The sequence below is a fragment of the Streptomyces sp. NPDC056231 genome, assembly GCF_048270745.1.
Lineage (GTDB): Bacteria > Actinomycetota > Actinomycetes > Streptomycetales > Streptomycetaceae > Streptomyces.
This window is the reverse complement of record NZ_JBLVKW010000031.1, coordinates 56,364-82,909: the sequence shown is the minus strand read 5'-3', so window position 1 is coordinate 82,909 and position 26,546 is coordinate 56,364. Positions and strand designations below refer to the sequence as shown.

Below are 26,546 nucleotides of genomic sequence, written 5' to 3'. Positions count from 1 at the left end.
CCTGGACGATCAACCCAGCCACCACATAGACCAAGGGGCCACCCGGCCTACGGCCGGACAGCCCCTCAACAAGATCTTCATGAGTCTTCTAGGGCGTGTTTCGAAAGTAGCGTCGTCCGCCCGGCAGGCGGGACTCTCGGAACACGCCCTAGCCGTCGGTAGGGCGGTCACGTTCTGCGGCGCGGCCGCCTGTCGCCCGCCGTTGATCAGCGGGGCAGGGGTGGGATCAGGGCCGGCCGCTCGGCTACGGCCACCTGTGCCGCGCGCATCAGGTGTGTGCCGACCCGGTAGCCGGGACGCAGCACCTCGATGCAGGTCGCGCTGGTGGCGTCGGAGACGGTGGTGGAGGTGAGGGCCTCGTGTATGCGGGGGTCGAATGCTTCGCCTGCCTCGCCAACACCGTGCAGGCCCAGCTCGGCAAGGTGGGACTCCAGAAGCCTGGCGATTTGGTGGAAGCCCCCGGTGACGGAGCCCTGGGCCCGGGCCTGGTCGATGGCGTCCAGGACGGGCAGCAGCCCGGCCAGGACATTGGCGACGGCCGCTTCCCGGATCGCGAGGCGGTCCCGCCGCACACGTTTGCGGTAGTTGTCGTACTCCGCCTTGACCCGCTGCAGGTCCGCCGTGCGCTCGGCCAGGTCCGCCTCCAGTTGCCGGATGCGGTTCTCGGGGCCGGACGGACTGTGGACGGCGCGGCTGTCCGCAACCGGTGGGCCGGTCGTCGCTGCCGCGCGCGTCGACGATGTGGCCTCCTGGCCTTCGCGTCGGTGAGGCCGGAGAGTGACGGGATCGGTGCTCCTGCGGTCGTGGATGACCACGAGAGGTGGAAGACCCGCACGCGGGGGCTGGGCGGGCTGCTTCATCACGTGCCTCCCTTCGCTGTGTCGTCGTCCACGATCTCCGCGTCCACGACATCCTCCTCGCCGCCCTGGCCGGAGTCGGCGGCAGGACCGGGGGACTGATCCGTCTGGGCCTGGGAGTAGAGGGCAGTGCCGATCTTCTGCGCAGCGGTGGTTGCTCGTTCCACGGCGGAGCGAAGGGCGGCGGTGTCGTCGCCTTTGAGTTTCTCCTTGACGTCGGCCAGGGCGTCCTCGACGTCCGTCTTGACATCCGCGGGGATCTTGTCGGCCTCCTCGGCCAGGAGTTTCTCGGTGGTGTAGAGGAGGTGCTCGGCGCTGTTACGGGTGTCGGCGGCCTCCTTGCGGCGGCGGTCCTCCTCCGCGTGGGCCTCGGCATCGCGCATCATCCGCTCGATGTCGTCCTTGGGCAGCGCGGAACCGCCGGTGATGGTCATCTTCTGTTCCCTGCCGGTGCCGAGGTCCTTGGCGGCGACGTGCATGATGCCGTTGGCATCGATGTCGAAGCTGACCTCGATCTGCGGGAGGCCGCGCGGAGCCGGGGGCAGACCGGTCAGGTCGAACACGCCGAGCTTCTTGTTGTAGGCCGCGATCTCGCGTTCGCCCTGGTAGGCCTGGATCTGGACGGACGGTTGGTTGTCCTCGGCCGTGGTGAAGATCTCCGAGCGTTTGGTCGGGATCGTGGTGTTGCGCTCGATCAGTTTGGTCATGATGCCGCCCTTGGTCTCGATACCCAGGGACAGCGGGGTGACGTCCAGCAGCAGGACATCCTTGACCTCGCCCTTCAGGACACCGGCTTGCAATGCTGCGCCGATCGCGACGACCTCGTCCGGGTTCACACCCTTGTGCGGGTCCTTGCCCGTCAGCTCCTCCACGAGGCCCGTGACGGCGGGCATCCGGGTGGAGCCGCCGACCAGAATGACGTGGTCGATGTCGGAGACCTTGATCCCCGCGTCCTTCACGGCCTGGTGGAACGGGTTCTTGCAGCGCTCCAGGAGATCCGCCGTGAGCTGCTGGAACTGGGCACGCGTGAGCTTCTCGTCGAGGTGCAGCGGGCCTTCGGCGGAGGCGCTGATGTAGGGAAGATTGATGGTCGTCTCGGTGGCCGCGGAGAGTTCGATCTTCGCCTTCTCCGAGGCCTCGCGCAGCCTCTGGACGGCCATTTTGTCCTTGGCCAAGTCCACCCCGTAGCTGTTCTTGAACTGTTTCACCAGGTGGTCGACGATCCTCTGGTCCCAGTCGTCGCCGCCCAGGTGGGTGTCGCCGTTGGTGGACTTCACCTCCACGATGCCCTCGCCGATGTCCAGAAGGGACACGTCGAACGTGCCACCGCCGAGGTCGAAGACAAGGATCGTCTGGTCGTTCTCCTTGTCCAGGCCGTACGCCAGGGCCGCAGCGGTCGGTTCGTTCACGATCCGCAGTACCGTCAGACCGGCGATCTCCCCGGCCTCCTTCGTGGCGGTGCGCTGCGAGTCGTTGAAGTACGCGGGCACGGTGACCACGGCGTCGCTCACGTCCTCACCCAGATAGGCCTCCGCATCGCGCTTGAGCTTTTGCAGGACCCGCGCGGAGATCTCCTGCGCGGTGTAGCGCTTCCCGTCCACGCCGCCGGAGTCCGGGAATCGCCAGGCCGCTTCACCCATGTGCCGCTTCACCGACCGGGCGGTGCGCTCCACGTTGGTCACCGCCTGCCTCTTGGCGACCTCGCCGACCAGCACGTTGCCGCCCTTGGCGAATGCCACAACGGACGGAGTTGTCCGGGCGCCCTCGGCGTTCGGGATCACAACCGGTTCGCCGCCCTCCAGAACGCTGACGACCGAGTTTGTCGTACCGAGGTCGATACCGATCGAGCGTGCCATGTTCCCGCTCCCTTTCCGTGCTTCCCCTCTGGGCAGCTGCAAGGGCTGCTCCGTGGCCTGGGCCGCGGCGTCGGGGCCGGCGAATAACGGTCGGAAAACGCACCGCCCGGTCTCGGCCTCGAACGCGCCTTTCGCCCTCAGATTCCGGGATACGTCGGCTGCCAACCGCTGTCAACGCGTCCCTGCGCAGAAGTTTCAAGGCAACACCACCCGACCGTGAACGGAGGAACCGAGCGAGGCTCAGACCACCCTTGCCGCGTCCGAAGAGGAAGCCCTGATGGCTTCCATGTTGCCTCGATGACCCGACGACCCGATGGCCCCGGACATCGGAGGAGCGGGCACTGCGCCCGCGTCGACCACCTGTGCTCCGCGCCGGATCCGGCCCGGGGGTGGGCGGGTTTCCGCCGTGCGGCCCACCCACCCCGGTAGTCACCCGGCTGCGACGATCTCGTTCACGATCCACGCGCCGAGTTCTTCGGTCATGGTGGTGTGTCCTTCGTTGCGGCTGGCGCACGCGAAGGCGTCGAGTGCGCTGTGCTCCGGTGTGATCGGCTGGTAGAGCGCCTTCGGGTCGTTGATGTCACCGGCGTCGACGGCGCTGATGCTGGGGATGAAGCAGGACGTGGTGATGACGTCCGGGTTCACCTCGTTGCCGAGGAGGGCCATGAGGAGGCCGGCCAGGCCGAAACTGCCAGGGTCGCCCGTAGGCGACGGCATGGTGAACAGGCCTCCGGGAGCGCCGTCGATGTCGGGCAGCCCGCTGGTGCGAACCGACGTCGGCTCCTCGCCTGTCTTCTGCAGGTTGGCGACTACCTGATCACCCTGCGCCTGGGTCTTGAGCCATGTGTCGTGCAGCGTGTCACCGTTGCACTTGACCGCGGTCGCGCCGGCCTTGACGCCGTTGCCGGTGCCGGTGTCCACTCCGTTGGCCACACCGATCTTGCGGACGTTCCGCGGCCATCCCCCGACCTCGTCGAGCGCCCGGAGGAACGTCGTCCGCTCCGGTGCCTGCCTCGGGGTGTCGCCGACCTTTGCGATGTGCCACCGTGCCATCTGCTTCGCGGCGGGGCTGTTGAGCAGTCCGGAGAACTGGCGCAGGACGGGGCCCACGCCGGGGACCTCGCCCCACTTGTCCGTCGCGAAGTGCGTGAAGGCCTGGAGGGCGATGGGGAACCATCCGCCCTGGTGGGGGGAGTCGTAGGAGAGGTAGATGGACGTCTCGTGGTCGGGAAGGGCGGGGTCGTGCTCCATCTTGGCCAGCGCGTAGCGGGTGACCATTCCTCCCATGCTGAAACCGCCCACAGCCAGCTTCGCCCGGCCCACCCGCTCGGCGATGGTCCGGCGGATGCAGTCGATGGCGGTGTCGGCGTTGTCCGTGATCGACGCCGTCCGGTCGTGGTAACCGAGGATGATCACGTCCCGGCCGCACGCGTGGAGTTCGGAGACGAAGCGGTAGTCGCCGTTCTCCTCCAGGCCGTGCCAGAGCTGGTCGAGGTCGCTCGACCCGCTGGAGAAGCCATCGGACAGGATGACGGGCCTGACGAGCTGCCTGCGGTTCAGCGGGCTGTAGTAGACCCAGGCTGTTCCGCCGGCGAGGGACCATTCGTCATGCGGTTCCGGCGCGGGGGGAAACGAGGAGCGGGCCCCGGGGGCGACCGGGCCCCAGACGTCAACGACGGGTGCGGACATGATCAGCTGACTCCTTGCACAGTTCACGGGTTCGTCGAATGGCGGTCCCGTCACGTCATCGCGAGATCGGCCGCCCAACACCATGATCGCAGAGTGTGCACGAATGACTACTCGGAGTGTGCGAGGAGTCACCCGCCCGGCAGCCCACTCCGCAGCAACGGACAGCTGGGATCGCCAGAACTCCGCCGGGCCCTTGAGCGGAACGCGAAGGAGGCCATCGCCGAATTCGCGTGGCACAACCGAGAGCGCCTGGGCCTGCTCAGCATCCGCGACGACGCCCTCGTGCTCCATGCGATGAAGTGGCCGGACGAGGTACGCCCGCCCGACGAGCTCGCCCCTGATGCTGCGTCGGCGATCTGGCAAAGATCGTCACGGCACAGGAAGACGTCCGTGACATGCCGGGCGGCCGTGCCGCTCTGGAGAACGAACTCGCGGACTGCCTGCGGTCCGTGCTGATCCTCGCGCACCGGTACTACGTCGATCTGAACGCCGCGTTCCTGCGCACGATGGACGGACTCGAGCAGTCGATCACCGCGCGAGGGACGACCCATGCTCTACGCCCAGGCGGCGTGACCACCTCGTCCGACATCGACGGTGACGTACCCTGACCGTTTTCGCCCTGCGCCCCGATCGCCCCTGAGCGGTCCCCGACCCGACCCGGAAAAGCCCCTGACAGGGGCACCACATGGGCGACCGTGCACCTAACGTGACGACGGTGCCCCGGCCGGGTCCGCACGCCTGACACAACCGCTCTCTTCACGAGGAGGATCCATGTCGTTCAGGTGTAGATCCGCACTGCGGCGCATCGTCTCGCGGGGCACGGCCATGGCCGTGGGAGCCGCCATGGCCGCCATCACCGGACTCGCCGCCGCTCCCGCGGTCCACGCGTCGCCGTCTGCCACCGAGGCCCTGCGGTGGGCACCATGTGACGACCCGGCGAAGCCGGGAGCCGAGTGCGCCACTCTTTCGGTGCCGATCGACTGGGCCCACCCGGACGGGCCGAGACTCGACCTGGCCGTGGCCCGCCGCAAGGCCACCGACCCCGGCGCACGCGTCGGCTCGATGGTGTTCGGCCCCGGCGGGCCGGGCGACTCGGGTGTGGAGATGGTGGTGCGCCATATCAGCCGGTTCAGCCCCGAGGTCCGCCGCAGGTTCGACATCGTCAGCTTCGACCCGCGCGGCGTGGGCGGCAGCAACCCGGTGACCTGTTCCGGCGACCTGCTTGCCGAGCGGCCGTCACCGGACCTGAAGAGCCAGGTGGACTTCGACGCCACCGTGGCGTACAACAGGTGGCTCCGTGCCGACTGCCGGGCCCGGACCGGCCCGGTGTTCGACCACCTTGACACCGCCCAGACGGTCCGGGACTTGGACGCCCTCCGGGCCGCCCTCGGCGAGCGGGAACTGACCTTCCACGGCAGCTCGTACGGCACGCTGCTCGGGGCGCAGTACGCCGAGACCTATCCGCGCCGCGTGCGTGCGATGGTGCTGGAGAGCGTCATGGACCACAGCGTCCCAACCGCCCGTGACTTCCTGTGGTCCGAGGCGGCCACGGCAGAGGATTCATTCCAGGAGTTCGTGAATTGGTGCGACGGTGCCGCGGACTGCGCGCTGCACGGCCGCGCCGTCCGCGCCGTCTGGCAGGGCCTGTTGGCCCGGGCCGGGCGCGGCGAGCTGGAGGACCCGGCGAAGCCAGGCACCTCGCTGTCGTCTTCGGACCTGGTCAACAAGATCGCGTTCCGGAAGTTCTACGAGGCCGACTATGCGGGCCTGGCCACGTGGATCGCGGGGATGGAGGAGAGCAAGCCGCTGCCCGCGTCGCCCACCTCGATCTCGCCGCTGCATCCGGCCACCCCGGTCTTCTGCTCGGACTGGCACCTGCCAGTGCGCGACTACCGGGAGTACGCCTCGCTCGTCGCCATGATGAACATGACCGCGCCTGACCTGCCTTACCTGTTGCCGATCCACATGGCGGCGGCGTGTCTGGGCGCGCCGACCGCAAACCCGCAGCACCGCCTGGACGCACACGGTTCCCCGCCGATCCTGGTGTCCAACGCGCTGCACGACCCCGCCACCGGCTACCCGTGGGCGGTCTCGGTGGCGCGGCAACTCGGCCACAGCGGCGTGCTCCTCACCTACGAGGGCCAGGGGCACGGCAGCGTCACCAACGGCCCGTGCATGGAGGACGCCGTGGACAGCTACCTCACCGACCTGGCAGTCCCACCACGGGGCACCAGTTGCCCCGCCGTGCCGTCCTGACTGCCGGGCACGAGTTCGCCGTTACCACCGCTGGCCGCCGCCTCCTCCGGGCCGAGGTGAGGTTGCAGGAGGTCATGGACGCCATTGGGGGTTCGCCGCCGTCGGATTCGGCCGGGCCGCGTGAAGTCGGGAGGACGAGGCTGTACGCCGACGTACGCCTCCACGGCAGACACGCTCCGTGATCGCAGACGGCAGTCCGCGACACACAGCCCTCGTCACCACGGGCGTTCATGTACCGCCCTGACGCCCCCCTTCTCCCTGCGGGCCTGGGGAGGCGGTCTGCTCACCGATGGCCTGAGCGACGTCTTCTGGGTGTGTCAGCTGGGGATGGTGCCCCGCGCCGGCAATCACTGTCACGGTGGCGTGCGGGAGGGTGTCCAGCAGTGACTGTCCGTCAATGGTGAGTGGATCGTGGGAGCCCATGACGATGTGGACGCGCCCTGGGTACCGCTGCAGCTTGGCCCGGAGGTCTGCGCGCCACTGTGAGTTCGCGGTGGCGGCCAGGAGCCGGGCGGTGGTGGCCGCGATGGTGCCGCGGCGAAGATCAGCGACAGCTGATTGGAGCGCGGCCGCGTGGTCCGTGGCGCTGGTCAGCCGCTCGGCCAGCGCCGTGGGAGTCATCCGGCTCAGGAGCCGGCGGGTCAGGGGCGTCCACTTGGCGGTGCGGGGCGGGTGCGCCTGCAGGAAGAACGGTGATACGAGCGTGAGTCGATCCACCGCGTAGGAGTGGGCGGTCGCGGCCTCGACGGCGGCCGCGGCGCCGATTGAGTGGCCCACCAGGTGACGGGCACCGGTCTCGGTCACCAGTGCGGTCAACCAGGATGGCCAGTCGTCGCGGCGCCCGGTGCTCATGCCCAGGCCGGGCAGGTCGACGGCGCGGGCGTGCCCGACCGCTGCGACGACCGACGCCCAGGTGTCGGCGTTGACCGGCAGGCCGGGCAGCACCACCGTAGGTGCGCCAGCCTCACCCAGTTCGAACGTCCGCATTCCGCCCGGCGTGGTGAACCGTCTGTCATCTGCGGGGGCGTCGCCGAAGCGGTGGGCTGCCAGGTGGTCGGCCCAGCGGCGGATCGTCGTGGCGGTGTCCGGCATCGTCAGCCGGTGCCGGGCGGCGAAGGCATGGGCCGAATCGGTCGGGTAGCGGTCGGTCGACAGGAACGTCAGGGTCTCCGGATCGGCCTTGGTGAGCCAGTGGGGAAGCCGCTTGAGCAGGGGCACCGGAATCCGTGTCCGGGGTGCCTTGATGCCGTAGTGCTCCGCTATGAGTGTGAGCAGGTCGGGCAGCGCGGGCGTGTCGTCATCCAGCGGCCAGTACGCGGTGCGCCGGCTGGCCGCGTCCATCGGCAGCAGGGTCATGAACCGGGCGAGGTAGTCGGCCGCGACCACGGGGACGAACGTCTGCCCATTGCCCGGTAGCGCGGGGAGTGAGCCCTGCCAGAGGTCTTTCACGCTGGAGGCGAGCCCGAGGTACTGGTCGGACTCCCCGGTGGCGCTGTCGCCTATGACGCTGGCCGGGTTGACGATAGACCAGGGAACGCCCAACTGCGCTGCCACGCTTTGGAAAACGGCGTCCGCCTCGACCCGGGACGCCTCGTAGGCGCCCAGCGCCCGGTAGCATCCACTGTCGCTGGACATCCAGCAGCCCGCCGTTGCACTTTTCGGTGCCACGGCGGGCTGTGTCGGCAGGGGTGTTACTACAGCTCCCGCTCGATCTGGCTCTCGCTGACCTTGTCTTCGCGCATGGTCACCTCGTTCTGGACGGCGTAGCGAGTCTGTGCCCCGCTGCCCTCGGCACTCCGGATCTCGCCCCGCTGAAGCTCGTCCTGCTGGTCCCGGTACTCCACGTACTGTCCCTTGCGGTAGGGCATGGGAATCTCCAAGTCTCGTGTGGGTCGGTGGGGGGCTGGCTCCGCCCGTTCGGCGGGGCCGCTCCTGGCGCCGGCGACTATCGCCAGGCGCACTGACAGCCCACCCTCAACTCCGCCCTACGGCAACCACTACGGGCCGAATGGGTGACGCCTCGCTCGCCGCTGTGAGTCAGAACCTGAGAAGCAGCAGCAGCAGTTCACCGGTTTGGGCAGCATCCGGGGCCGCTCGGGATTCGAACAGAGCAGGGGCTCGGACCGCGCCGAGATGGCGCGACGAGCACTTCTGAGTGTGCCCCCGTGCGGCCAGGCGCGTCGAGTCAACACTGCACCTCTGCGTGGTAGATGTGGTTCATCCTATTTATCCTCAAGGGGCGATCATGACTGATCTACGCAATGCCCCGCTGGCGGGCGACGAGACGATCGAGACGTCGTTCGGTACCGTGCGCCTGGAGCATGCCTTCCCGACGGATGACTCGTCCGAGCTGTTGTTCGACCAGCTGGACGTGCAGCGCGCCGCTCAGGCGTACCTGTGGTCACTGCCGCTCGGTGGCTTTCTGGCCTGGCGCGACGGCTCGGCGGAAACCTTCGGCGCGACCGGGTTCGGTGACTTCGCGGTCTGCGACTCGCTGCGGGAGAAGCGCGGCATCGTCACCGCGAACCTGACCACGCCGTACATCATGAACTTCACCAGCCTAGCGGACGGCCCGGTGGTCATCGACTACCCGGCCGGCCCGACCGCGGGCGCGATCCTCGACGCTTGGCAGCGCCCGGTCGCGGACCTCGGCCTGACCGGCCCTGATCAGGGCAAGGGCGGCGGCTACGTCATTCTCGGCCCCGACCACGACGACGCGCCCTTCAAGGACTCCGGCCACTATGTCGTCCGTTCCAGGACCGTGAACGTCCTCGTCGTTTTCCGGGTGCTGACCCAGGACCCGGATGTCATGGCGCAGGCGAAGGCCGGACTCAAGTTCGCCCGCGGCGGCGGTTCCGCCCCGGCTCCGGTGCGGTTCATCGAGGGTGTGGACCGGGAATGGAGCGCGACCCCCGCGCGCGGCCTGCGGTACTGGCAGGACCTGGCGCCTCTGCTGGAGGAGGAGCCGATCGCAGAGGTCGACAAGGCGTTCATGGCCATGCTCGAACCTCTCGGCATCGCCAAGGGCCGCACCTTCGCCCCGGACGAGCGCCAACGCCGCATCCTGGAAGAGGGCGCGGCACTCGGGGAACTGTTCGCCCGCAACAACCAGGTCAACCCGCGCTACACACAGCCCTACTGGAAGGGCACGAGCTGGTACAAGGGCCTCGACTTCGATCTCGAGCAGCAGACCGACACGATCCTTCAGCTGGACCAGCGCGCCACCTGGTTCTACGAGGCCGTCGGCTCCACGATCGGCATGGCCCACCCCACGCCCGGCACCGGCCAGGTCTGCATGACCTCCAAACGCGACAGCCAGGGCCGCCTCCTGCGGGCCGACCGCACCTACCGGCTGCACGTCCCCGCCGACGTGCCGAGCGCCCAGTTCTGGTCGCTCACGCTCTACAGCGAGAACACCCGCCGGCCTTACGACAACGGCGGCACCGACAGCCGCAGCACGAGCCTCGACAGCCGCGACCAGCAGCTCAGGTTCAACGACGACGGCAGCATCGACCTCTACATCGGCCCCACCGCCCCCGCCGGCACGGAAACCAACTGGATGAAGACCATCGACCAGGACGGCTGGTTCGTCTACTTCCGCCTCTTCGCCCCAGCCCAACCGTTCTTCGACAAGACCTGGAGCCTCCCCGACTTCGAAGCGGTCTGAAAGCCGCTCAAGTGTCGGAGCGCCCTCATGCGGCGGCGCTCCGACGATGCCGTTCCTTCTCATGAACATCGAACACGGCGTCTCCGGGTCGCTGCTCGAAGTCGTGAACACCCGCTGTCCGAACGCGGGTTCTGGCTCAACTTCTGTGGAGCGCCGCCCACGATCTATCTAGTCGGCCTTGGTGTCGGGCGCTGGTGAGCCGATGAGGAGGTCTCAGGGCCTTGCGGTCCATGAGAGCTTTCCTGGGTGGGTGTAGTAGGCGAGGTAGCCGCGCTCGAATTCTGGCAGTTCCACGCCGCTGAGCTCCAGTGTCGGTGTACCGATGGCACTGGAGCCCTGGAAAGCCTTCTCGGATGCGTCGACGAAGCTTTGGTACTTCATAGTCCTGACCGCAGCGTCGAAGCCCGACCCGCGCAGGCCAGCTACGCGGGATGCCATCTTCAGCAGGAACTCGTCGGTGAAGCCGTCGACCGCTTCATCCGGCTGATTCGCGTAGAGGACCTGGTGATACTCGACGAACTTGCCCTCTGCCAGTGCGGCGCGCAGCGCGTTCGCGGCCTTCTTCGAGCCGTTGCCGCCCAGCCTGTCGTCGAGGAAGGATGCGAGCGTGTAGTGGACCTGCACTGAACCCTTCTGAGCCAGCTTGTTCAGCTCGGCCCCGGCGCCCTGTGTCTCGAACTCCTCACAGACGGGACAGCGTAGATCCTCGAAGAGCCGGACGGTGGTACCCGCGGCCTCATCACCGACCACTATGCTCGTCCCGTCCGCGCCCAACGCCTCCGGTATGTCAGCATCCGTGGCATAGCCGGTACGCGTTCCGCACGCCGCAAGGGCCAGTCCCAGGACGGTAGCGATGGCCATTGCCCGAATCGCACGCTTCACCAGCATGAATGCCCCTCCCCAGTCGCGAATGGCCCGGACTCTATACGTGGCCCTCGGGGGAGGATCGTCGACGCCGACCACTCGCGGCGCGGGGACCTCGGGATCGGGGAGTGCGTCGACCAGCCGGAGGACCGTGCTGCGGTTGACCGGTACCCCGATCACGCGGGCGATGCAGGCTCCGGCCCGGCCCGCGAGGGCCAGACCGACTGCGGCCAGGGTGGAGCGCAACCGCTAGGTCCGCTGACCGTGCCGGCGTGTCAGGCCAGATATCTGCTCGACGAAGGAACGGCGCGCACACCCAGAGTTCCCGCAGATGAACCGACGGACCCTCAGCTGGAGAACAACGCTTCGGCCACCGCTCGGCACATCGGCGGGAAACCGCAGGTAGGAACCATGCCCCCGGTTCGACCAGACTCCGCAGACCGGGCACACGGCGCCGTTCGCGATGCATTGCGCATCAATGCGCACTATCTCGATGTTCACGCGTACCGACAGCACCGCGACGTCCGCGATCGACGGGAACAACAGCTCCTCCAGCCGGAGCACGACTTCTTCCACGGCCCGAACCGTCAGCCCAACTGTCCTGCCCACGGGCTATTTTCGGGCGACTTTACGTACGGCTCCAAGGAGCCTGGCTGTCACTCAGAGTGGCCGCATCACAGAAGTTGAGCCAGAGCCGCTTCTCATGAACAGAGCCACTGCGCCGTCCGGGCCGCCGCAGCCACACGGGCGGCCCGGACGGCCCAGGCAAGTCAGATGTCGGATCGGCTGGTTCAGCCGTTGTACGGGGCGGTGACGTCCAGGACCCAGGTGACGCCGAAGCGGTCGGTGAGCATGCCGTACAGCGGCGCCCACTGCGCAGGTCCCAGCGGACGGACGATGGTCGAGCCTTCGGCGAGCTTGCCCCACAGGACGCTGATCTCCTCGGCGTCGTCACCGCGTACGGAGACGAAGAACGGGTTTTCGCCCTGGCTCCAGGGCAGATGTGAGGGCACGTCGTAGGCCATGACGTGGAAGCCGTTGTCGCCGACCACCTCACCCCACATCACCCAGTCCGCCTCGCTCTCGTTCTGCACGGCGCCCGCGTCCTTGTAGGTGACCGCGACGGTACGTCCGCCGAAGACGGACCGGTAGAAGTCCAGCGCCTCCCGTGCAGTGCCCCGGAAGTTCAGGTGAGTGGTGGTCGTGACGGACATGACCTGCTCCTTGCCTCGATGTGGCGAATACGCCGCCGACTGCCCAAGTTCATGCGGCAGCTGCCGTGACCAGGAGCGATGCCTCCTGAACGGCTCGTATGTCACCATGACGGAGGTAGAGGACAGGTCGTGTCCTGTACTGCAGTGAAAATGGATCTCATGCATAAGACGTCCTCACGGCTGCTCGCACTGCTCTCGCTGCTTCAAACGCACCGTGACTGGTCCGGCGAGGATCTCGCCGAGCGTCTCGGCATCACCTCGCGCACCGTGCGCCGTGACATCGACCGCCTACGCGAACTCGGCTACAGGATCACGACCTTCAAAGGACCGGCCGGCGGCTACCGCCTGGAGGCCGGCACTCACATGCCCCCCATGCTGTTTGACGACGACCAGGCCGTCGCCCTGGCCGTCGCGCTGCAGACCGCGGCCACCGGCACCACCGTTACCGAAGACGCCACCCGCGCCCTGGCCACCCTCCGCCAGGTCATGCCACCTCGCCTTCGCCACCGCATCGACCTGCTGCGTATCACCGCCGTCCAACCGCCTGCGGCCCGCGACACCCCTCAGGTCGACGCTCAGGTCCTGGTGGATCTGAGCCGCGCCATCCACGCCCGCGAGGAGCTGCGCCTCGACTACACCCCAGGCCCGAGCACCTCAGCCGAAAACCCCCGCCGAGTACAACCCCACCACCTGGTCACCTGGCGTCATCGCTGGTACCTCGTGGCCTGGGACCTCGACCGCGAGGACTGGCGCACCTTCCGTGTCGATTGCATCCGCCCCCGCACACCCACCGGCCCCCGCTTCATCCCTCGCGAACTCCCCGGCGGCAACGTCTCCACGTTCATCACCAGCCGATTCCGCGGCAACGACGGCACCGCCACCGACTGGCCCTGCCTGGGCGAAGTCATCCTCCACCTCCCGGCCGCCAACGTCGCACCCTTCGCCCAGGACGGAATCGTCGAAGAACTCAGCCCCCACCACTGCCGACTCACCCTCGGCTTTTGGTCATGGACCGGACTCGCCGCAGCCATCGGCCGCTTCGACACCGATATCGAAGTCATCGGCCCACCCCAACTGGCCACCGCATTCGCAGACCTCGCCGCCCGCTACGCCCGCGCCGCACGCACCACAAGACCGGAGACCGGTCCGACGCCGTGAGAACGAAACCCACCGCACCTTCGGTACCCCGCACCCCACAGGCCGTGTGCCCCGCCGGATCAGACGGCGCGCAGGTGGACCAGCGCCGCGCTCTGGGGTGCCCGCGCAGGGCCCGGTAGGCCGAGCGCTCTCAGTGCCGCACCGGACGCCTGAATGCCTGTGACCTCCCAGGTCACCGTCGGATCGGGCGGAGCGACCAGCGAAGTGCGGTAGCTCCGGTCCGGGTCGAGTCCCGGGATGCGGAGCCGTGGTGGCACGGGCACGATCTCGTCGAGTTGGGCGTAGGAGAAGAGGGCCTCCGACCGGTCCCGAGCGACCACTCCATGCGCGAGCAGACCGTCGGGCAGTTCGACGCGCGTCAGCCGCCCCGTGTGCAGGAGCGCGCGGTGCCGCTTGTAGAGGCCGATCCAGCGCGCGAGGCGGTCCAGTTCGGGGGCCGCCACCTTCGTGAGATCCCACTGGACGCCGAACTGGCCGAAGAAGGCCGTGGCCACGCGCAGGTCCAGGGTGCTGGTCCGGCCGGTCTGGTGGGAGACCGGTGCGGCGACATGAGCACCCAGGTACTCCAGCGGGGCGAGCTGGGCGGTCCAGTGCTGGATCGGCTGGCGGGACAGCGGATCGGTGACGTCTGAGGTCCAAGTGCTCTGGACCCGCTGGAGCACGTCCAGGTCGATCCTGCCGCCTCCCGAGGCACAGCTCTCCCACGAGATGCCGGGATGGCGGCGGACCAGCTCGTCGAGGAGCTCGCGGAAGGCAAGGGTCTGCAGCCGTGACGCGGGCCGGCCGGAGCCTCGCGAGTCACCGCCGTCGATCTGGTCGCGGTTGTGGTCCCACTTGACGAAGTCGATCCGGTGCGCGGCCGCCAGGCGGCCGAATGCGTCGAGCAGGTGTGCCCGCACCTCGTCCCGGCTGAGGTCGAGCAGGTAGCAGTTGCGTTCCAGCACGGGCGACCGGTCGCCCGTGCGCAGGATCCAGTCGGGGTGGTCGCGGTAGACCGCCGAGGCCGGGTTGACAGCCTCCGGCTCCCACCAGAGGCCGAACTCCATCCCTTGCTCGTGCACCCGGTCCACAAGCGGTGCCAGCCCGTCCGGCCACACCGCCAAGTCTGGGGTCCAGTCGCCCAGGCCGTCGTCGAGGGAGGTGCGGCCCGCGAACCACCCGTCGTCGAGCACGAAACGCTCGGCGCCCAGCCTGGCCGAGATCTCGACCAGAGCGGTCAGCGTGTCGAGGTCTTGGTCGAGGTAGACCGCCTCCCACGGGTTGAACATGACGGGTGCGGGCGGGGGCGGATGGGCCGCGAGTGTTCGGACGTACTGATGGGTCGCGTCCGCCAGGCCATCGAGCCCGCGCGCGGACGCGGTCACGTGCACCCAAGGCGTCGCGTACGTTTCGCCCTCAGCGAGCACCAACTCGCCCGGGTGCAGCAACTCGCCGGCCCTGACGACGGCGACGCCGGAGCTGAGCTGCTCGACGGCATACCGATGGTTGCCGCTCCAGGCGAGGTGGACGCCGAGCACCTCACCGTCGTCGTAGCCGAAGCCAGGGGTACCGACCACGATCAGACCGGTGCCGTCGAGGCTGCGCATGCCGCGGCGGTGCTCCCGGACCCACTGCCCGTCCGCGAGAGCGCGGCGCTGGGGCTGTCGCTCGCGGGCCCACCGCCCGGTGAAGTCGAGGATCTCGCCCACGCCGGTCGGAACGGGGATGACCACGTCGAGTGCGTCGACCACGTAGGGACCGGTGCCGGCGTTGGTCAGCAGGTGCCGGAGGCGGAGCCCGCCACCTGGGACGGCTTCGGCCTCGAAGCGCAGTCCGAGTCCCGCTGCCTCGTCGGTGGCCCGGACCACGAGCGAGCCGCCGGCACACCCCACCGAGCCGGGACCGAACGCGGTGGACCAGTCGCTCCCGGGGCCTTCGGGGCCCACCCGGTGGCCGAGTAGCGCAGGCCGTCCCAGGTAGCCTCGCGCGTGCTCCGGGAACACGCTGACCGGTGAGCCGATCAGCCAGGAGTTCCAGGCCGTGGTCTCGACCGAGGCTGGGATCGTCAGGGAGCGGACGTCCTTCGCCGCCAAGGACAGCCCCACCCACCCGAAGTCGGGCAAGCCGTCCGCCCGCGGCAGCAGGACCATCGTCGTGGTCTCAGTCCCGCCGAGACCGGAGAGAGAAAAGGGGGCGGTGGGCGCGGGCATGGCGACGCGTCCGGGCTTGATCATTCGGTGACTCCTTGATGCAGTGCGAGGAGCGGATCAGGCGCACACGGCGAGCAGGCGCGCCTTGAGATCGTCGAGGGCCAGCCGGGCGGCGCCGAGGGCGACGGACTCCTCGCCGAGCAGGGACACCCGGAACTCCGGCGAGTTGAGGGAGGTCGCGGCCAAGTGCCGCTGGAACGGACCGGCGAGAACGTCCCCCGCGCGGGACAGACCGCCGCCGAGCACGACGAGGTCGGGGTCGACGGCGTGGACCAGGGTGGAGGCGCCCAGGGCTAGGGCCCTGGCGACGCAGTCGATGGTGCGCACCCCAGTGGGGTCGCCGTTCGTGGCCGCTTCGAAGAGCGCCCGGACGTCGTCGCTTGTGGACTCCTCGGCGGTCGAGCCCGCGAGCTTGCGGCTCTCGTGGTGGAGCTTCGCCATTGCGTCGGCCCACCCAAAAATCTTCATGGCGCCGACGGACGCCGCCAGGCCGTGCCGCCCGTTGTGGATCTGCCCGCCGATGACGATCGCGGCCCCGAGGCGGTGGCCGACGTGCATGTAGACGAGGTCGCGTGCCTCGGTGGCGGCGCCCCGCCACTGCTCGGCCACCGCCGCGAGGTGGATGTCGTTGGATACCAGCACGTCGCGCTTGAAGCGCCCCGATACCTCCGCGACCACGTCGATCTCGTCGAAGCCCGGCAGCGAGTAGACGTCGAGGTCCTGACCCGCCGGAATTGTGCGGATGTCCCTGACCTCCGAGCCGTTGGCCGTCACGCCGGTGATGCCACAGGCCACCGAGCGGATGTGTTCCCAGCTCGTCCCGGTCTGCCGAACGGTCGCCTCCACCAGACGCGCCGCGGCCCCGATGCGCCCGGCCGGCCTGAGGCCAGGATCCACGCTGCGCCTGCGCACCGCCACGACATTCCCGCGCAGGTCGCAGATGACCACGGCCACCTTGTGGGCGCCGATATCGACTCCGACGACGGGGAAGTTCTCGGCCACGACCTCGTAGCGCCGAGCCGGCCGCCCCGCAGACCGTTCGCCGTTCGGACGCCCGGCCCCCTCACGGACGAAGCCCTGGCCCAGGAGCGTCGTCAGCAGTTCCTCGGCGGTGGGGCGGGAGACTCCGACGAGCGAACGCACGTCGCGGACCGTCAGCGACGGGGTGTCGAGGAAGGCCCGCACCGCGGCTGCGAGGTTGAGCTTGCGCAGCAGACCGGCATCGCCCGAACGGCCGGCGGGGCCCGCTGCGCCCTGGGTTTCGCATGTGTCTTGACTCACACCGTCACGCTATCTAGATTGACGCCCCAACAGCAATATTGCCAAGTAACTTACTTATCTAAATCCTGGCCGAGCGACATCCCTGGTGGGTTCGACCGGCAAGGAGGCCTCAATGGGCAAGCGGACCAACTTCGGGGCGGTGTTCGCCTTCATGCTGCTGGCCACACTGCCCGTCCTGGCCATCTGTCTGGCGTTTCAGAAGCCCTTCATCCGCGGCCTGACCGGGGGCGCCACGAAGGGATGACGGGCACGAGCAGCCGGTGCAGCGCAGTCTCGGTCAAGAGATGGAAGGAGCACCATCATGCAGTTCTCGAAACTCATAGTCAGATCCCACCCACCCGGACGAGACCCGCACGGCATCGGCGCACGGCCGGTGCGGTCGCAGTCGCGATGCTGACCGCCGGCATCGTGCCCGTGGTCGCCGCACAGCCGGCGAAAGCACGGCCCGGCGGAACGACTCCGTCGATCGAAATCCGGGCCGGTTATCTGGACCTCGAGCTCGACAGGGCCGGTACGGTCTTAGGCCTGGACGATGCCAGGACCGGAGTCGGCTATATCGCGCCCGGTCATGCAGCGTCCCTGGTCAGCCTGGTCGTCGACGGCAAGCAGCAACGGCCGACCTCGGTTGACCGTTCCGGATCCGGTGGTCAGATGCTCACCTTCCGGAACAGGGAGGCGCACTGGAAGATCCAGGTGAAGCTGGTCAGCAAGCGCGGCTACGCCACGTTCGAGGCGGTAGACGTCGACGCGCCGAAGGACGTCGATGTGCAGACCCTGCTCTGGGGCCCACTGGCCACGTCGTTCTCCACGACGGTCGGCACATCCGTAGGCGTGGTCCGCAACGACGATTTCGCCATCGGGATCCGTCCGCTGACCGACCGTACCGAAGGCGCCTGGCCACAAGAGGACCAGGACATGGGCTGGGAGAGCGAGGTCGACCACGACCCGGACCACGTGAGCGTGGGTTCTCTGGAGCAGTGGAGCGCGGCTGGCGTAACTCCCTGGGGTTCCGTACTGCGTGCCTTCACCTTCGACTACACCAAGCAACGACATCGCAAGGTAGCGGGCTATCCGATCCCGGTCGGGCCGCTGCCCGGCAGCGACGGCAAGATCGCCGGTTCCAAGATTGCACTCTTCGGAGCCTCGCCCGAGGCGACGCCGACGATCCTGTCCAACATCGCGGCGGGCGAGAAGCTGCCCTACCCGAGGCTGAACGGTCAGTGGCAGAAGGCCTCTCAGGCGAGCAGCCAGTCGTGGCTTGTGCTCGGCGACCTGCAGACCGACAACATTCCGGCGGCCGCCCGATTCGCCAAGGCGGCCGGCATGAACCGCATCTACTCACTCACCAGCAGCTACGGCCCATGGGAGTCGAGCGGCCACTACCAGTTCGACTCGAGCTTGGGCGGGAGCGACGCCGGGGCCGCGGCAGCCGTGGACATCGCCAACGCCAACGGCGTACAGCTTGGCGTACACACCCTGTCGGACTTCATCAGCACCGGCGACGAGCCCTACAACTGGGCCTGGTTCCCGCGAGACGACTACCTCACGCCGCCCGCCGACGACCGGCTCGCAATGGGGGGCAGCGCCTTGCTCACCCGCCCGTTGACGGCCGGCGACACCACCGTGTACCTCGATTCCGGCACGCTGCTCGCTCCGGGAGTGCACTACAACTACTTGCGCATCGGGGACGAATTCGTCAGCTACGGAGCGGCCGAGCACGTCGGGAACGAGTGGAAGCTGACCGGCGTGCAGCGCGCGCGATGGGGATCGGTCGCGGCCTCACACACTGCGGGCGACCACGCCGCGCGAGCCGTGGCCAACAGCTACGGCGGCGCGATCGGCGGCCATGCCGTCCTCGGCGAGATCAGCGACAGGCTGACCACCGCGTGGAACACAACCGGCATCACCGGTATGTCGTGGGACGGCCTGGAGTCGGCCTCGGATTCCGGCTGGGGCGCTTACGGCATGGCTCACCTCGTGAACTCGACGTTCCGGCGAATCGATGCCAAGGACCGATTCATCTCCGAGACCAGCCGGATGACCTCGAACACCTGGGACGCGCTGACCCGCGCCAGCTGGGGTGAAGTAGGCAGCACCTCGATGGAGCAGGTGTTCAAGAACAACAAGTACCTTCAGGCGAACTACCTCCCCGGAATGCTCGGCTGGATCAGTCTCAAGGGCTCGGACAGTCTGCTCACCATGGAGTGGAAGCTGGCTCGGGGCGCCGGCCTCAACGCCGGGGCAGGTTTCCAGAGTTCGGTTTCCAGTCTCGTGTCGGGCGGGGAGAACACGACGCGGCTGCTCGAGGCCATCCGGCAATGGGAGACGGCACGCAACCTGGGTGCGTTCACTGCGGAACAGCGGGCGCGGTTCCGCGACCTGACGACGAACTGGCACCTGACCGTGGTCGAGCCGGACAAGCGATGGTCTTTGCAGGAGTTGGACGCCGACGGCAAGCCGGTCGGCGCCCCCCAGGCCGTCGTCGCACCGACCCCGGAACTCGACGCAGGTCCGCTGCCCGCAGCGGCCAAGGGACACCTGTACGAGGCGACCGTGAAGACCAACACGCCGGCGACCAAGCGATACGCGGTGACCTCGGGGGTTCTGCCCTCGGGTCTCGTGCTCAACGCCGACACCGGAGGGATCGTGGGTACGCCGACCAAGGCGGGAACAGCGCGGTTCACTATCACGGCATACCAGAGCTCCGGCCAGCCGCGCGCACGGCGCGACTACGAGATCGACGTCGCCAATTAGCCCGGTCGAGCCGGACGTGCGCGGTGGATCACCGTCACGCTGACAGCAACTGCACGTGGCGTACGCCGAGGGGCGTACGCCGAGGGGCGTACGCCACGTGGTGGCTGGTGTGGGTGTTGCCGCGGGCCCAGGAAGAGGGAGTGGTACGCGGCTTCTCCCCGACGACGATCCGCTGCTGCACGTCGCTGCTGGAACGAGTGCTGGAATGATTCGACCGGCCGGTGTGGGAGATCGAGGCACCACAGGTGGACGCGATGCTCCGCGACCTGCTGCTGGCGGGGCAGGCTCCGGGGACCAGGCGCCAGAATCTGCAGATGCTGCGTGCTGAGGACTACGCCTCCGACTCCGCCGAGTCGCCCTGCTCCTCCGACTGGCTCGGCGTGTCCACGGAGTCGGTGCTGTCCTCGTTGTCCTTGGTCTCGTCGACCGGCGCGATGCGGGTCGATACGCGGCCCGGGTCCACCATGGTGTCCTCCTGTTGTGATCGCGCGTGAGTGCGCGGGGTGATCGCCGCTGGAACTTGGTTGGTTCCCGGCAGGTTCATGAGGCGCGGCGCAGTTGCTCACTCGACATCCTGAACAGCAGGAAATCGGCGTGGGCGCCACGCTGCTCCACGTACTGGTTCTCACGACCTCGCTGTTCGAAGCCCACGCGGCGAGGGAGCTTCGCGGACGCCGTGTTGCGGGCGTCGCAGGCGGCCGTGATCCGGTTCACGCCCGCGGCGAAGAGGCGGTCCGCCACTGCGGTCATCGCCTCGGTCGCGTAGCCCCGATGCCGCATGTCCGGCGCCAGCGTGATGCCCATCTCTGCCTGATCGCGGCCGGACTCGATCGCGAAAGCGAGATCCCCGATCAAGCCGCGCCGCCGGCGCAGTTCGATCGCGTACTGAAAGCAGCCGGGCCCGTCGGGATTCTCCGTGAGGTAGCCGGCGATGATCGCCTCCGCTTCGGCCTGACCGATCGGCGAGCACCAGGTCTGGTAGCGGGCGACACAGGGATCGGAGCGGTATCGGGCCAGAGTCGGCGCATCGTCACGGCTGAAGCGCCTTAGCCGAAGCCGACGCGTCACGATGTCGGTCATCCGTTCCTTCCCCCGTCCCCGTTTCTCTGCCGCTCGTTGGCGGATCTAGGGCGTGTTTCGAAAGTCCCGCCTGCCGGGCGACGCCTGGCCCGCACGCTCGCTGCGTTGTCGGGCCGCCCCGATACGACCGGTATCGGGGCGACCCTCCGCCTTGCGATCGCACGCACCGGACGCCGCCCGGCCCGCCCCACGGGCGGACGACGCTACTTTCGAAACACGTCCTAGAAGCAGCTCATGGCGCTGCCACTGCAGGCCTCGGGGGTTACCGGGCCCGCGTAGGCCGGCGCGACCGCGACGCCGAGCACCAAGGCCGATGCCACACCGACCACCACGCGAACTACCCGCCTGAGCACGATGGTCCTCCAAGACCGCGAACCGAACACCTTCTTCCATTAGGCCAGCCGCCGGTGAACGGCCGATCAACAATCGATGGACAGAGCAGCCGCCGGTCCCGCTCCCGGTCCCACTCCCGCGCGTCCGTGGGCGGCAGGCTCATACCGGGCATCGGAGGTCTCGACTTCTACACGCCGCTCGGACTGCCGATGGACCGCGGTACTGTGCTCTGCGTGGACCGGATCGTGCTGGAACGCCGCCTCGCCGAGCCCTGCGCTGGATCATGACCCGCCCCGAGCACCTTCGCCCCGACCAGGGCCGTGGGCCTGAAGAAGGTCCGGGCGGCCTGCCCCGAACTCGATGCCGCCGTCGATCACGTCCGAGCTTTCGGCGCGCTCATGCACGAGCACCGCGGTGAAGGCCTCCACGAATGCATCGAACAAGTCAGACAGCGCGACCTGCCTGCCCTGCGGCAGTTCGCCGACGGACTCCTCCACGATCGGGATGCGGTCATCGCCGGCCTGTCGAGCACTTGGAGCTCCGGCCAGGTCGAAGGCCAGGTGACCAGGGTCAAGCTGATCAAACGGAAGGGCTACGGCCGCGCCAACCTCGACCTGATCCGCCGACGGATACTCCTTGCAGACTGACTCACCCATCCATCAGCCAGGTCAGCGATCGATCACCGGTCGCCCCGGGGAGGTGAGTCCCACCACGAGACGATGACAAGGCCTCGCTTCGAGGCTCCTTCGTAGAACTCACGAAGCGCGTCGAAATGAACCCTTAGATGTACCGGTACGCCGTGGCCGTGCCGATGCCGAACCCGGCGGCGAGCTGGGCGCAGGGATGCCCGTTACGCAGGTGAGCGAGGGTGAGCAGGGCTTGTCGGCCGGCGCTGAGCCGGCGCCATCGGCTCCCAATCGCGCGGCGGCGGTCGCGTATGCGGGAGGTGAGGAAGCGAAGGTGCGAGGTGGACAGGTCAAGTCCAGACGGGTAGACAAGCACGTGAAGCCTCTGGTTGAAACGGGTGATCTTGGTCGTGAACCCGTCTACCAGGGGCTTCACTTATCTGTCACGTCAACTGCCCGACCAGCACGGCAGGTTAAAAAGAGCTCAATGATCGGGCTTCCCCAGGTACGGCGGCAATGCCCGCCTGGCCTCGGACGAGAGCCGGTCCGGGTCGATGGTGCCCACGGCGACGGCAAGCGCGTCCCCGCCCATCTGCGGGAAGGACGCCACCAGCAGTCGCTCTTCGTCGAAGAGCGGCTCGATCACCTGGAACACGGCTGCGGCCCCGATCGAGATGTCGGGGCTCGCCAGCAAGAGCTCGACGAACCGGAAACACCGCTTCAGGACGTCGTCGTCCGTGCCGTCCGCCGTCATGGAACAGAGCCTCGGAATGAGAAACCCGTCGGTGAAGACGTCCATCAGTCCCGAGGCCGTGGAGGCTCGCGAGTTCGCGGAAAGTGAAGGACTTTTCACAGGAACCCGAGGGTGCTCGGTCGTGTTTTTGCGGGTTCGGCCTCCGGGTTCGGGTGAACACGCGGGGTGGGTGCTGAGCGCGCCCGCCCCTGGCTGCCTTCCCTGGCAACGTGCTGACACCGTAGGAGTCATGAGAGCAGAAGGAACGACACCGGAACCGGAAACCTCTAGGCAGAGTGGGCTCACATCTCTGGGTGAGGTGGCGTGCCGTTATCAGGCGGATGAGGTATGCCCGGAGGATCTGCCGATGATCGCTGCTGAGGCGCTCGCAGCCGGACTGGACACCCCGACATTGTGCGAGCTCGCCGGTTGGCCTCGCAACGCAGATGCCCGCGATATTCGCGACGCGTTCGAGCAAGCACTTGCCGAGTCCGGGATCGGGTTGCCGGATCGGGGCATGGCATGGCGCCACGCTCTGCGCCGGATGGCGGCGAGACTCATCAATGGAGAGATAACTCCCGCTGACCTGGCGACGGACGACTGGTGGGAGACGGAGGTCGGGACCGCGGCGGAGCAATCGTTCGTGGCTTTGATCCCGCAATGCGATTGCTGCATCGAGTACACGTTGGGGCTTGACCAGCAGACGTGGGCGGCCCAGTTGCGGGACGCTGCCCTCGCCCTGACATCGTCTGCGCCGATCGGCCCCGGATGCTGACTCTGCCTGGCGTGCTCATCTCAGCAAAGGCGTGGACTGGTCAAGCAGACTTCACTGAAGTGGCTGTTCAGCGGCCTGGTGCAGCAGCGCCCGTGCGGAGTCCGCGTAGCGCATCGCGGTCTTCTCGTCGGGCCCGAAAGCCTTGGCGAGGGCCTCCCACCGGGCGACTTGTGTGACGTCGCCGAACCAATCGTCCATGACCGGGAACTACCCGACGAACCTGATCACTGAACTACAACTGAAGGGTCACTGCCCCCTATGCCATTGACAGAAGGAGATCACTCAATGTCAGTGGCCTTCAGATTCCCGTCCATGAAGGTCCAAACTCGTGCGTGATCTGTTGCCTGCCATCCTTCCTTGGCAACTAGAGGCCCTTTCATCCATGCCAACATGTCGGGTACGCCTTCATGGAGTAGCGCGCTTCTCGCCGCCTGCTTGCGTTCGATGCGAACGGGATTCACCGAGACCCAGAACCCTACGGCTTCCGGATGCACGCCGCCTCCGTAAGTCCTTGACTGGGCCGCCACCCATCTGGCATCCATGATCAAGGATGTGTCTTCAGTGGTCGACGAATTGAACGTGAGGTCCACGATCTTGGCCGACGCAAGTTCGATCGCATCCCGCATTTCACTGTGCGTCACAGGCCATGCATATCCTCGCGGCAGTTTCTTTCGAGCCACTCCAGCTTCCTTACTTGCGACACCCGCGTCCGCGTCCGCCCGCAGTTCGAGGCCGCGCTCGCGCTCGCCCGCCAGATCAAGGCCCACGCCCCGCACTGCCGCGTCATCCTCACCGTGTACGAGATGAAGCGCCTGGGTCGCGACGCCGCTGAACTCACCGCGAGCCCACGGGGTGCGATGCCCCGATTCCGGGGGAGTGGCCAATGGGTTTGCGGTCAGCCTCGGTCTCCTATCCCTGATCCATGGTGCAAAGTAGCCGTTCACGAACGAGACTTGTGCAGGGTCTGCGAGCGCGGTCAGAACCAGTGCAGGCAGTGCGGGGAGCGCTCGGCGCGGAAGAGTGCGTCAGCGAGGGCGGCCGCGCCTGGGCGGTGGGCCCGGATGTGTCCGGCACGCACGAGCGTGCTCGGGGCAGTGCCGCCGAGGTAGATGGAGCCCAAGTCGTTGATGTCCAGGGACAGGTCGGGCTTCCGGTCTGTCGGGACGCAGTCGGCCTTGCTGTCCCGGATGGTCAGCAGGTAGCGGTCGTGTTCGCCGAGGAACGGGTCGTCGATGTCGAGGACGAGCTCGCCGTCCATGAACCAGCCGCGCGCGGTCAGCGCACGCGGGACGTCCAGCAGCCGCACCCAGAGCCAGTCGGTGTCGCCGCTCACCTCGCCGGCGCGGAAGTCCGCGAACTGCCAGCGCAGCGGGTGATCGGGCGGGACGTGCTTGAACACGACCTGAGAGACCAGGTCGTGTCCGAGTACGAACCGGGCCAGGGCCGTGAAGACGGCGTCGTCGGTGGCGATGGTCTCGTCGACCGTCAAGGTGTTGGGCTCGCCGATCGAGTAGCTGGCGTACCCGTCCGGGACGCCGTCGGCGTCACGGTGGACAGCGACGTAGCGCGGCGCAGGCGAGATCGGGGGCTGCCCTGCGCGCAAGGCCCACCAGCGGTGCGGCCGGGACAGCGCGCCGGGCTGGGCGCGGCGATACCGGTCGTAGACCTCTTCCAGAATCTCGCCGCACTCGGCCCGACGCAGCACCTCGACCGAGCCGTTGTCCGAGCCGGTCGCTGGTGACTGGGCCACTCCGCGCGCCCGGGGAACGGCGAGGGCGGCCTCGTGGCGCGGCACCGTCAGCCGCGCCGTGTAGGTCGCCGGTCCGTAGCCGAACCTGCCGTAGATCGGGGCCTCAGAGGCCAGCAGCACGGAAAGGAACTCCCCGCTGGCCCGCAGCTCGGTGAGCTGATGCCACATCATCGCGCTGAGCACGCCCTGGCGCCGGTGCGAGGGCAGCACGCCGACGGCGGTCACCCCGGCGGCCGGGACGAGGGTCTCACCGGGCAGGGTGAGCTCGAAGGAGTGCGTGGCGGCGGTGCCGACGGGCCGCTCGTCCGCCGTCAGGGCGAGCATGCAGCGGTCCATTTCGAGCGCCGACCACCAGAGCCCGCCGCCCCCTATCGGGGTTTCCGGGAAGCGCCCGAACGCGGCATGGACTGTGTCGACGAAGACGTCGAGATCGTTGTCGGTCGTGGAGCGGATCTGCATTGCTGCTGCTGCCTCCTCGGGATACCGGCACCACGACTCGTGGTGTCTGGCCACAGTGCAGCGTTGACCCGTGGCCAGGGCAAGCGAATTACGGCCGGGCCGCGGCCGCATCGACGGCCGTCGCCCTGTGGTGGACGCCGGTAAGTGATGAATGATCCTCGCCCGCCACGCCGTGCAGTGTCTTGGTGTGGGCCAGTAGGTCTTCACGGGTCACCTCCCGCAGGTGGTCGTAGCGACGACCACTCCAGCAGCGCTGGGCGGGCCCGGTTGAGGTAGAGCCGGACCGTGGCTTGCTGCCGGGGCAGGCTGCGTGGGCCGCCATCACGCAGAAGCCGGGTCCAGCGCTTGACTCCCGCAGCGATGCCTGGGGCACGTCAGGTTCAGCGTGGCCGCCGCTGCACGACGTCCGCGAGCACCGTGGTCACCAGTTTGTTGACGGTTGCCGTGGTCGGTGGGTCGGGGTCGCGGTCCGCGAACAGGAGATGCCCGCCTCCGACCAAGGAGAGGGTGAGCGAGTCGATGTCGGCGTCGGCCGCGATACGCCCCATTGCGCGCTCGTCGGACAGGTAAGCGGAGACCGCGGTCGTGACCTGGGCGAGGATCGCGATGCCGCCTCCGGGCATGGCCTGCCGCAGCCGCGCGCGCAACTCGTCCCGGAAAGTGATGAGCGGGATGATCGCCACGGGAACCGGTCCGAACAGGGTGGTCAGCGCGCCGGTGAGGTTGTCGGCCACGGTGCCGGTGCCGACGGTCTCGCGCAGCGCATGCGCTTGCGTCTCGAGCTGCGCGGCCCGGTCGAGCACGAGGTAGGTGAGGAAGGCGTCGAAGTCGGTGAAGTGCCGGTGCAGGACGCCTTTGGCGCAACCTGCCTCGTCGGTGACGGCCCGGCTGGTCAGCCCGTTCGGGCCATCCCGCAGCAGTACGCGTTCGGCTGCGTCGAACAGTTGCTGCCGCGCATCGCGAAGGTGTACCCCGGTCGGCACTTACAGATCCTCTCGTGCGCCA

26 protein-coding genes and 3 pseudogenes are annotated in these 26,546 nt (G+C 68.1%); 11 read left to right on the top strand and 18 right to left on the bottom strand.

Features of this window, described 5'->3' with window-relative positions:
- Positions 1-206 precede the first annotated feature (206 nt).
- The 3 genes from grpE to ACNPQM_RS23400 form a co-directional block, all read right to left on the bottom strand.
- Positions 207-860, bottom strand: coding sequence for a nucleotide exchange factor GrpE (gene grpE, locus ACNPQM_RS23410; RefSeq protein ID WP_418085598.1), 654 nt, complete (start codon positions 858-860; stop codon positions 207-209).
- Positions 860-2,713, bottom strand: coding sequence for a molecular chaperone DnaK (gene dnaK, locus ACNPQM_RS23405; protein WP_418085597.1), 1,854 nt, complete (start codon positions 2,711-2,713; stop codon positions 860-862). Before dnaK ends, grpE begins: the two co-directional genes overlap by 1 nt.
- Before the next feature lie 429 nt (positions 2,714-3,142).
- Positions 3,143-4,402 (bottom strand): esterase/lipase family protein, encoded by a 1,260-nt coding sequence (locus ACNPQM_RS23400; RefSeq protein WP_418085596.1) that lies wholly within the window; start codon positions 4,400-4,402, stop codon positions 3,143-3,145.
- Positions 4,403-4,582: 180 nt separating this feature from the next.
- On the opposite strand from ACNPQM_RS23400, the pseudogene ACNPQM_RS23395 reads away from it, so the two are divergent.
- The 3 genes and pseudogenes from ACNPQM_RS23395 to ACNPQM_RS23385 all read left to right on the top strand — a co-directional run.
- Positions 4,583-4,741: pseudogene (locus ACNPQM_RS23395) on the top strand (Ku protein); the annotation flags it as partial.
- A gap of 56 nt (positions 4,742-4,797) precedes the next feature.
- Positions 4,798-5,010, top strand: coding sequence for a hypothetical protein (locus ACNPQM_RS23390; RefSeq protein WP_418085603.1), 213 nt, complete (start codon positions 4,798-4,800; stop codon positions 5,008-5,010).
- Positions 5,011-5,173: 163 nt separating this feature from the next.
- The gene (locus ACNPQM_RS23385) at positions 5,174-6,658 is read left to right on the top strand and encodes an alpha/beta hydrolase (protein WP_418085595.1); all 1,485 of its coding nucleotides are present in this window, start codon (positions 5,174-5,176) and stop codon (positions 6,656-6,658) included.
- A 228-nt stretch (positions 6,659-6,886) separates the two neighbouring features.
- Here the strand turns inward: ACNPQM_RS23385 and ACNPQM_RS23380 are convergent, their stop codons facing one another.
- Together ACNPQM_RS23380 and ACNPQM_RS23375 are read right to left on the bottom strand one after the other, a co-directional pair.
- The gene (locus ACNPQM_RS23380; RefSeq protein WP_418085594.1) at positions 6,887-8,293 is read right to left on the bottom strand and encodes an alpha/beta fold hydrolase; all 1,407 of its coding nucleotides are present in this window, start codon (positions 8,291-8,293) and stop codon (positions 6,887-6,889) included.
- Between the two features lie 59 nt (positions 8,294-8,352).
- On the bottom strand, positions 8,353-8,526 hold the full coding sequence (locus tag ACNPQM_RS23375; RefSeq protein WP_358861109.1) for a hypothetical protein: 174 nt from the start codon (positions 8,524-8,526) through the stop codon (positions 8,353-8,355).
- Between the two features lie 377 nt (positions 8,527-8,903).
- On the opposite strand from ACNPQM_RS23375, the gene ACNPQM_RS23370 reads away from it, so the two are divergent.
- The gene (locus tag ACNPQM_RS23370) at positions 8,904-10,325 is read left to right on the top strand and encodes a DUF1254 domain-containing protein (RefSeq protein WP_418085593.1); all 1,422 of its coding nucleotides are present in this window, start codon (positions 8,904-8,906) and stop codon (positions 10,323-10,325) included.
- 213 nt (positions 10,326-10,538) lie between these two features.
- On the opposite strand, the gene ACNPQM_RS23365 is transcribed toward ACNPQM_RS23370, so the two are convergent.
- The 3 genes from ACNPQM_RS23365 to ACNPQM_RS23355 form a co-directional block, all read right to left on the bottom strand.
- A complete protein-coding gene (locus ACNPQM_RS23365) occupies positions 10,539-11,369 on the bottom strand; it encodes a DsbA family protein (RefSeq protein ID WP_418085592.1) in 831 nt (276 codons plus the stop codon).
- Positions 11,370-11,438: 69 nt separating this feature from the next.
- Positions 11,439-11,639 (bottom strand): transposase family protein, encoded by a 201-nt coding sequence (locus ACNPQM_RS23360; protein ID WP_418085600.1) that lies wholly within the window; start codon positions 11,637-11,639, stop codon positions 11,439-11,441.
- A gap of 341 nt (positions 11,640-11,980) precedes the next feature.
- Positions 11,981-12,403, bottom strand: coding sequence for a VOC family protein (locus tag ACNPQM_RS23355; protein ID WP_418085591.1), 423 nt, complete (start codon positions 12,401-12,403; stop codon positions 11,981-11,983).
- A 159-nt stretch (positions 12,404-12,562) separates the two neighbouring features.
- Between ACNPQM_RS23355 and ACNPQM_RS23350 the strand changes: the two genes are divergently transcribed.
- On the top strand, positions 12,563-13,561 hold the full coding sequence (locus ACNPQM_RS23350; RefSeq protein WP_418085590.1) for a helix-turn-helix transcriptional regulator: 999 nt from the start codon (positions 12,563-12,565) through the stop codon (positions 13,559-13,561).
- 59 nt (positions 13,562-13,620) lie between these two features.
- Here the strand turns inward: ACNPQM_RS23350 and ACNPQM_RS23345 are convergent, their stop codons facing one another.
- Both ACNPQM_RS23345 and ACNPQM_RS23340 read right to left on the bottom strand, forming a co-directional pair.
- Entirely contained in the window at positions 13,621-15,774 is a 2,154-nt protein-coding gene (locus ACNPQM_RS23345; RefSeq protein ID WP_418085589.1) for an alpha-galactosidase, read from the bottom strand.
- Positions 15,775-15,807: 33 nt separating this feature from the next.
- Entirely contained in the window at positions 15,808-17,031 is a 1,224-nt protein-coding gene (locus ACNPQM_RS23340) for an ROK family protein (RefSeq protein ID WP_418085588.1), read from the bottom strand.
- 112 nt (positions 17,032-17,143) lie between these two features.
- Between ACNPQM_RS23340 and ACNPQM_RS23335 the strand changes: the two genes are divergently transcribed.
- Complete coding sequence (locus ACNPQM_RS23335) at positions 17,144-17,275, top strand: hypothetical protein (protein ID WP_418085587.1); 132 nt, start codon at positions 17,144-17,146, stop codon at positions 17,273-17,275.
- Between the two features lie 146 nt (positions 17,276-17,421).
- Positions 17,422-19,785, top strand: coding sequence for an Ig domain-containing protein (locus ACNPQM_RS23330; RefSeq protein ID WP_418085586.1), 2,364 nt, complete (start codon positions 17,422-17,424; stop codon positions 19,783-19,785).
- Between the two features lie 331 nt (positions 19,786-20,116).
- Here ACNPQM_RS23330 and ACNPQM_RS23325 read toward each other — a convergent pair whose 3' ends face one another.
- Both ACNPQM_RS23325 and ACNPQM_RS23320 read right to left on the bottom strand, forming a co-directional pair.
- Positions 20,117-20,251 carry a hypothetical protein gene (locus tag ACNPQM_RS23325; protein WP_418085585.1) on the bottom strand — a complete coding sequence of 45 codons (135 nt, stop codon included), beginning with the start codon at positions 20,249-20,251 and terminating at the stop codon, positions 20,117-20,119.
- Positions 20,252-20,325: 74 nt separating this feature from the next.
- Positions 20,326-20,865: a GNAT family N-acetyltransferase gene (locus ACNPQM_RS23320; protein ID WP_418085584.1), complete on the bottom strand. Its 540-nt coding sequence runs from the start codon at positions 20,863-20,865 to the stop codon at positions 20,326-20,328.
- A 479-nt stretch (positions 20,866-21,344) separates the two neighbouring features.
- On the opposite strand from ACNPQM_RS23320, the gene ACNPQM_RS23315 reads away from it, so the two are divergent.
- Positions 21,345-21,485 carry a hypothetical protein gene (locus ACNPQM_RS23315; protein WP_418085583.1) on the top strand — a complete coding sequence of 47 codons (141 nt, stop codon included), beginning with the start codon at positions 21,345-21,347 and terminating at the stop codon, positions 21,483-21,485.
- 111 nt (positions 21,486-21,596) lie between these two features.
- Complete coding sequence (locus ACNPQM_RS23310) at positions 21,597-21,845, top strand: transposase (protein WP_418085582.1); 249 nt, start codon at positions 21,597-21,599, stop codon at positions 21,843-21,845.
- 136 nt (positions 21,846-21,981) lie between these two features.
- On the opposite strand, the pseudogene ACNPQM_RS23305 reads toward ACNPQM_RS23310, so the two are convergent.
- Both ACNPQM_RS23305 and ACNPQM_RS23300 read right to left on the bottom strand, forming a co-directional pair.
- Positions 21,982-22,200: pseudogene (locus tag ACNPQM_RS23305) on the bottom strand (transposase family protein); the annotation flags it as partial.
- 108 nt (positions 22,201-22,308) lie between these two features.
- Complete coding sequence (locus ACNPQM_RS23300; RefSeq protein WP_418085581.1) at positions 22,309-22,578, bottom strand: hypothetical protein; 270 nt, start codon at positions 22,576-22,578, stop codon at positions 22,309-22,311.
- 346 nt (positions 22,579-22,924) lie between these two features.
- Here ACNPQM_RS23300 and ACNPQM_RS23295 point away from each other — a divergent pair, with 346 nt between their 5' ends.
- On the top strand, positions 22,925-23,332 hold the full coding sequence (locus ACNPQM_RS23295; RefSeq protein WP_418085580.1) for a hypothetical protein: 408 nt from the start codon (positions 22,925-22,927) through the stop codon (positions 23,330-23,332).
- 51 nt (positions 23,333-23,383) lie between these two features.
- Here ACNPQM_RS23295 and ACNPQM_RS23290 read toward each other — a convergent pair whose 3' ends face one another.
- Together ACNPQM_RS23290 and ACNPQM_RS23285 are read right to left on the bottom strand one after the other, a co-directional pair.
- Positions 23,384-23,530: a hypothetical protein gene (locus ACNPQM_RS23290; RefSeq protein ID WP_418085579.1), complete on the bottom strand. Its 147-nt coding sequence runs from the start codon at positions 23,528-23,530 to the stop codon at positions 23,384-23,386.
- Positions 23,531-23,610: 80 nt separating this feature from the next.
- The gene (locus ACNPQM_RS23285; RefSeq protein ID WP_418085602.1) at positions 23,611-24,099 is read right to left on the bottom strand and encodes a hypothetical protein; all 489 of its coding nucleotides are present in this window, start codon (positions 24,097-24,099) and stop codon (positions 23,611-23,613) included.
- Between ACNPQM_RS23285 and ACNPQM_RS23280 the strand changes: the two are divergent.
- Positions 24,034-24,174: pseudogene (locus tag ACNPQM_RS23280) on the top strand (recombinase family protein); the annotation flags it as partial. The gene ACNPQM_RS23285 and the pseudogene ACNPQM_RS23280 sit on opposite strands and share 66 nt — an antisense overlap.
- 134 nt (positions 24,175-24,308) lie before the next feature.
- On the opposite strand, the gene ACNPQM_RS23275 reads toward ACNPQM_RS23280, so the two are convergent.
- Both ACNPQM_RS23275 and ACNPQM_RS23270 read right to left on the bottom strand, forming a co-directional pair.
- Positions 24,309-25,541 (bottom strand): GNAT family N-acetyltransferase, encoded by a 1,233-nt coding sequence (locus ACNPQM_RS23275; protein WP_418085578.1) that lies wholly within the window; start codon positions 25,539-25,541, stop codon positions 24,309-24,311.
- A gap of 380 nt (positions 25,542-25,921) precedes the next feature.
- Positions 25,922-26,524, bottom strand: coding sequence for a TetR/AcrR family transcriptional regulator (locus tag ACNPQM_RS23270; RefSeq protein ID WP_418085577.1), 603 nt, complete (start codon positions 26,522-26,524; stop codon positions 25,922-25,924).
- Positions 26,525-26,546 lie beyond the last annotated feature (22 nt).

What these genes read in the sequence shown, in the direction of transcription:
- grpE (WP_418085598.1), bottom strand. Translation starts at nt 860, where the DNA reads ATGAAGCAGCCCGCCCAGCCCCCGCGTGCGGGTCTTCCACCTCTCGTG.
- dnaK (WP_418085597.1), bottom strand. Translation starts at nt 2,713, where the DNA reads ATGGCACGCTCGATCGGTATCGACCTCGGTACGACAAACTCGGTCGTC.
- ACNPQM_RS23400 (WP_418085596.1), bottom strand. Translation starts at nt 4,402, where the DNA reads ATGTCCGCACCCGTCGTTGACGTCTGGGGCCCGGTCGCCCCCGGGGCC.
- ACNPQM_RS23390 (WP_418085603.1), top strand. Translation starts at nt 4,798, where the DNA reads ATGCCGGGCGGCCGTGCCGCTCTGGAGAACGAACTCGCGGACTGCCTG.
- ACNPQM_RS23385 (WP_418085595.1), top strand. Translation starts at nt 5,174, where the DNA reads ATGTCGTTCAGGTGTAGATCCGCACTGCGGCGCATCGTCTCGCGGGGC.
- ACNPQM_RS23380 (WP_418085594.1), bottom strand. Translation starts at nt 8,293, where the DNA reads ATGTCCAGCGACAGTGGATGCTACCGGGCGCTGGGCGCCTACGAGGCG.
- ACNPQM_RS23375 (WP_358861109.1), bottom strand. Translation starts at nt 8,526, where the DNA reads ATGCCCTACCGCAAGGGACAGTACGTGGAGTACCGGGACCAGCAGGAC.
- ACNPQM_RS23370 (WP_418085593.1), top strand. Translation starts at nt 8,904, where the DNA reads ATGACTGATCTACGCAATGCCCCGCTGGCGGGCGACGAGACGATCGAG.
- ACNPQM_RS23355 (WP_418085591.1), bottom strand. Translation starts at nt 12,403, where the DNA reads ATGTCCGTCACGACCACCACTCACCTGAACTTCCGGGGCACTGCACGG.
- ACNPQM_RS23350 (WP_418085590.1), top strand. Translation starts at nt 12,563, where the DNA reads ATGCATAAGACGTCCTCACGGCTGCTCGCACTGCTCTCGCTGCTTCAA.
- ACNPQM_RS23345 (WP_418085589.1), bottom strand. Translation starts at nt 15,774, where the DNA reads ATGATCAAGCCCGGACGCGTCGCCATGCCCGCGCCCACCGCCCCCTTT.
- ACNPQM_RS23335 (WP_418085587.1), top strand. Translation starts at nt 17,144, where the DNA reads ATGGGCAAGCGGACCAACTTCGGGGCGGTGTTCGCCTTCATGCTGCTG.
- ACNPQM_RS23330 (WP_418085586.1), top strand. Translation starts at nt 17,422, where the DNA reads ATGCTGACCGCCGGCATCGTGCCCGTGGTCGCCGCACAGCCGGCGAAA.
- ACNPQM_RS23325 (WP_418085585.1), bottom strand. Translation starts at nt 20,251, where the DNA reads ATGGTGGACCCGGGCCGCGTATCGACCCGCATCGCGCCGGTCGACGAG.
- ACNPQM_RS23320 (WP_418085584.1), bottom strand. Translation starts at nt 20,865, where the DNA reads ATGACCGACATCGTGACGCGTCGGCTTCGGCTAAGGCGCTTCAGCCGT.
- ACNPQM_RS23310 (WP_418085582.1), top strand. Translation starts at nt 21,597, where the DNA reads ATGCACGAGCACCGCGGTGAAGGCCTCCACGAATGCATCGAACAAGTC.
- ACNPQM_RS23300 (WP_418085581.1), bottom strand. Translation starts at nt 22,578, where the DNA reads ATGACGGCGGACGGCACGGACGACGACGTCCTGAAGCGGTGTTTCCGG.
- ACNPQM_RS23295 (WP_418085580.1), top strand. Translation starts at nt 22,925, where the DNA reads ATGATCGCTGCTGAGGCGCTCGCAGCCGGACTGGACACCCCGACATTG.
- ACNPQM_RS23290 (WP_418085579.1), bottom strand. Translation starts at nt 23,530, where the DNA reads ATGGACGATTGGTTCGGCGACGTCACACAAGTCGCCCGGTGGGAGGCC.
- ACNPQM_RS23275 (WP_418085578.1), bottom strand. Translation starts at nt 25,541, where the DNA reads ATGCAGATCCGCTCCACGACCGACAACGATCTCGACGTCTTCGTCGAC.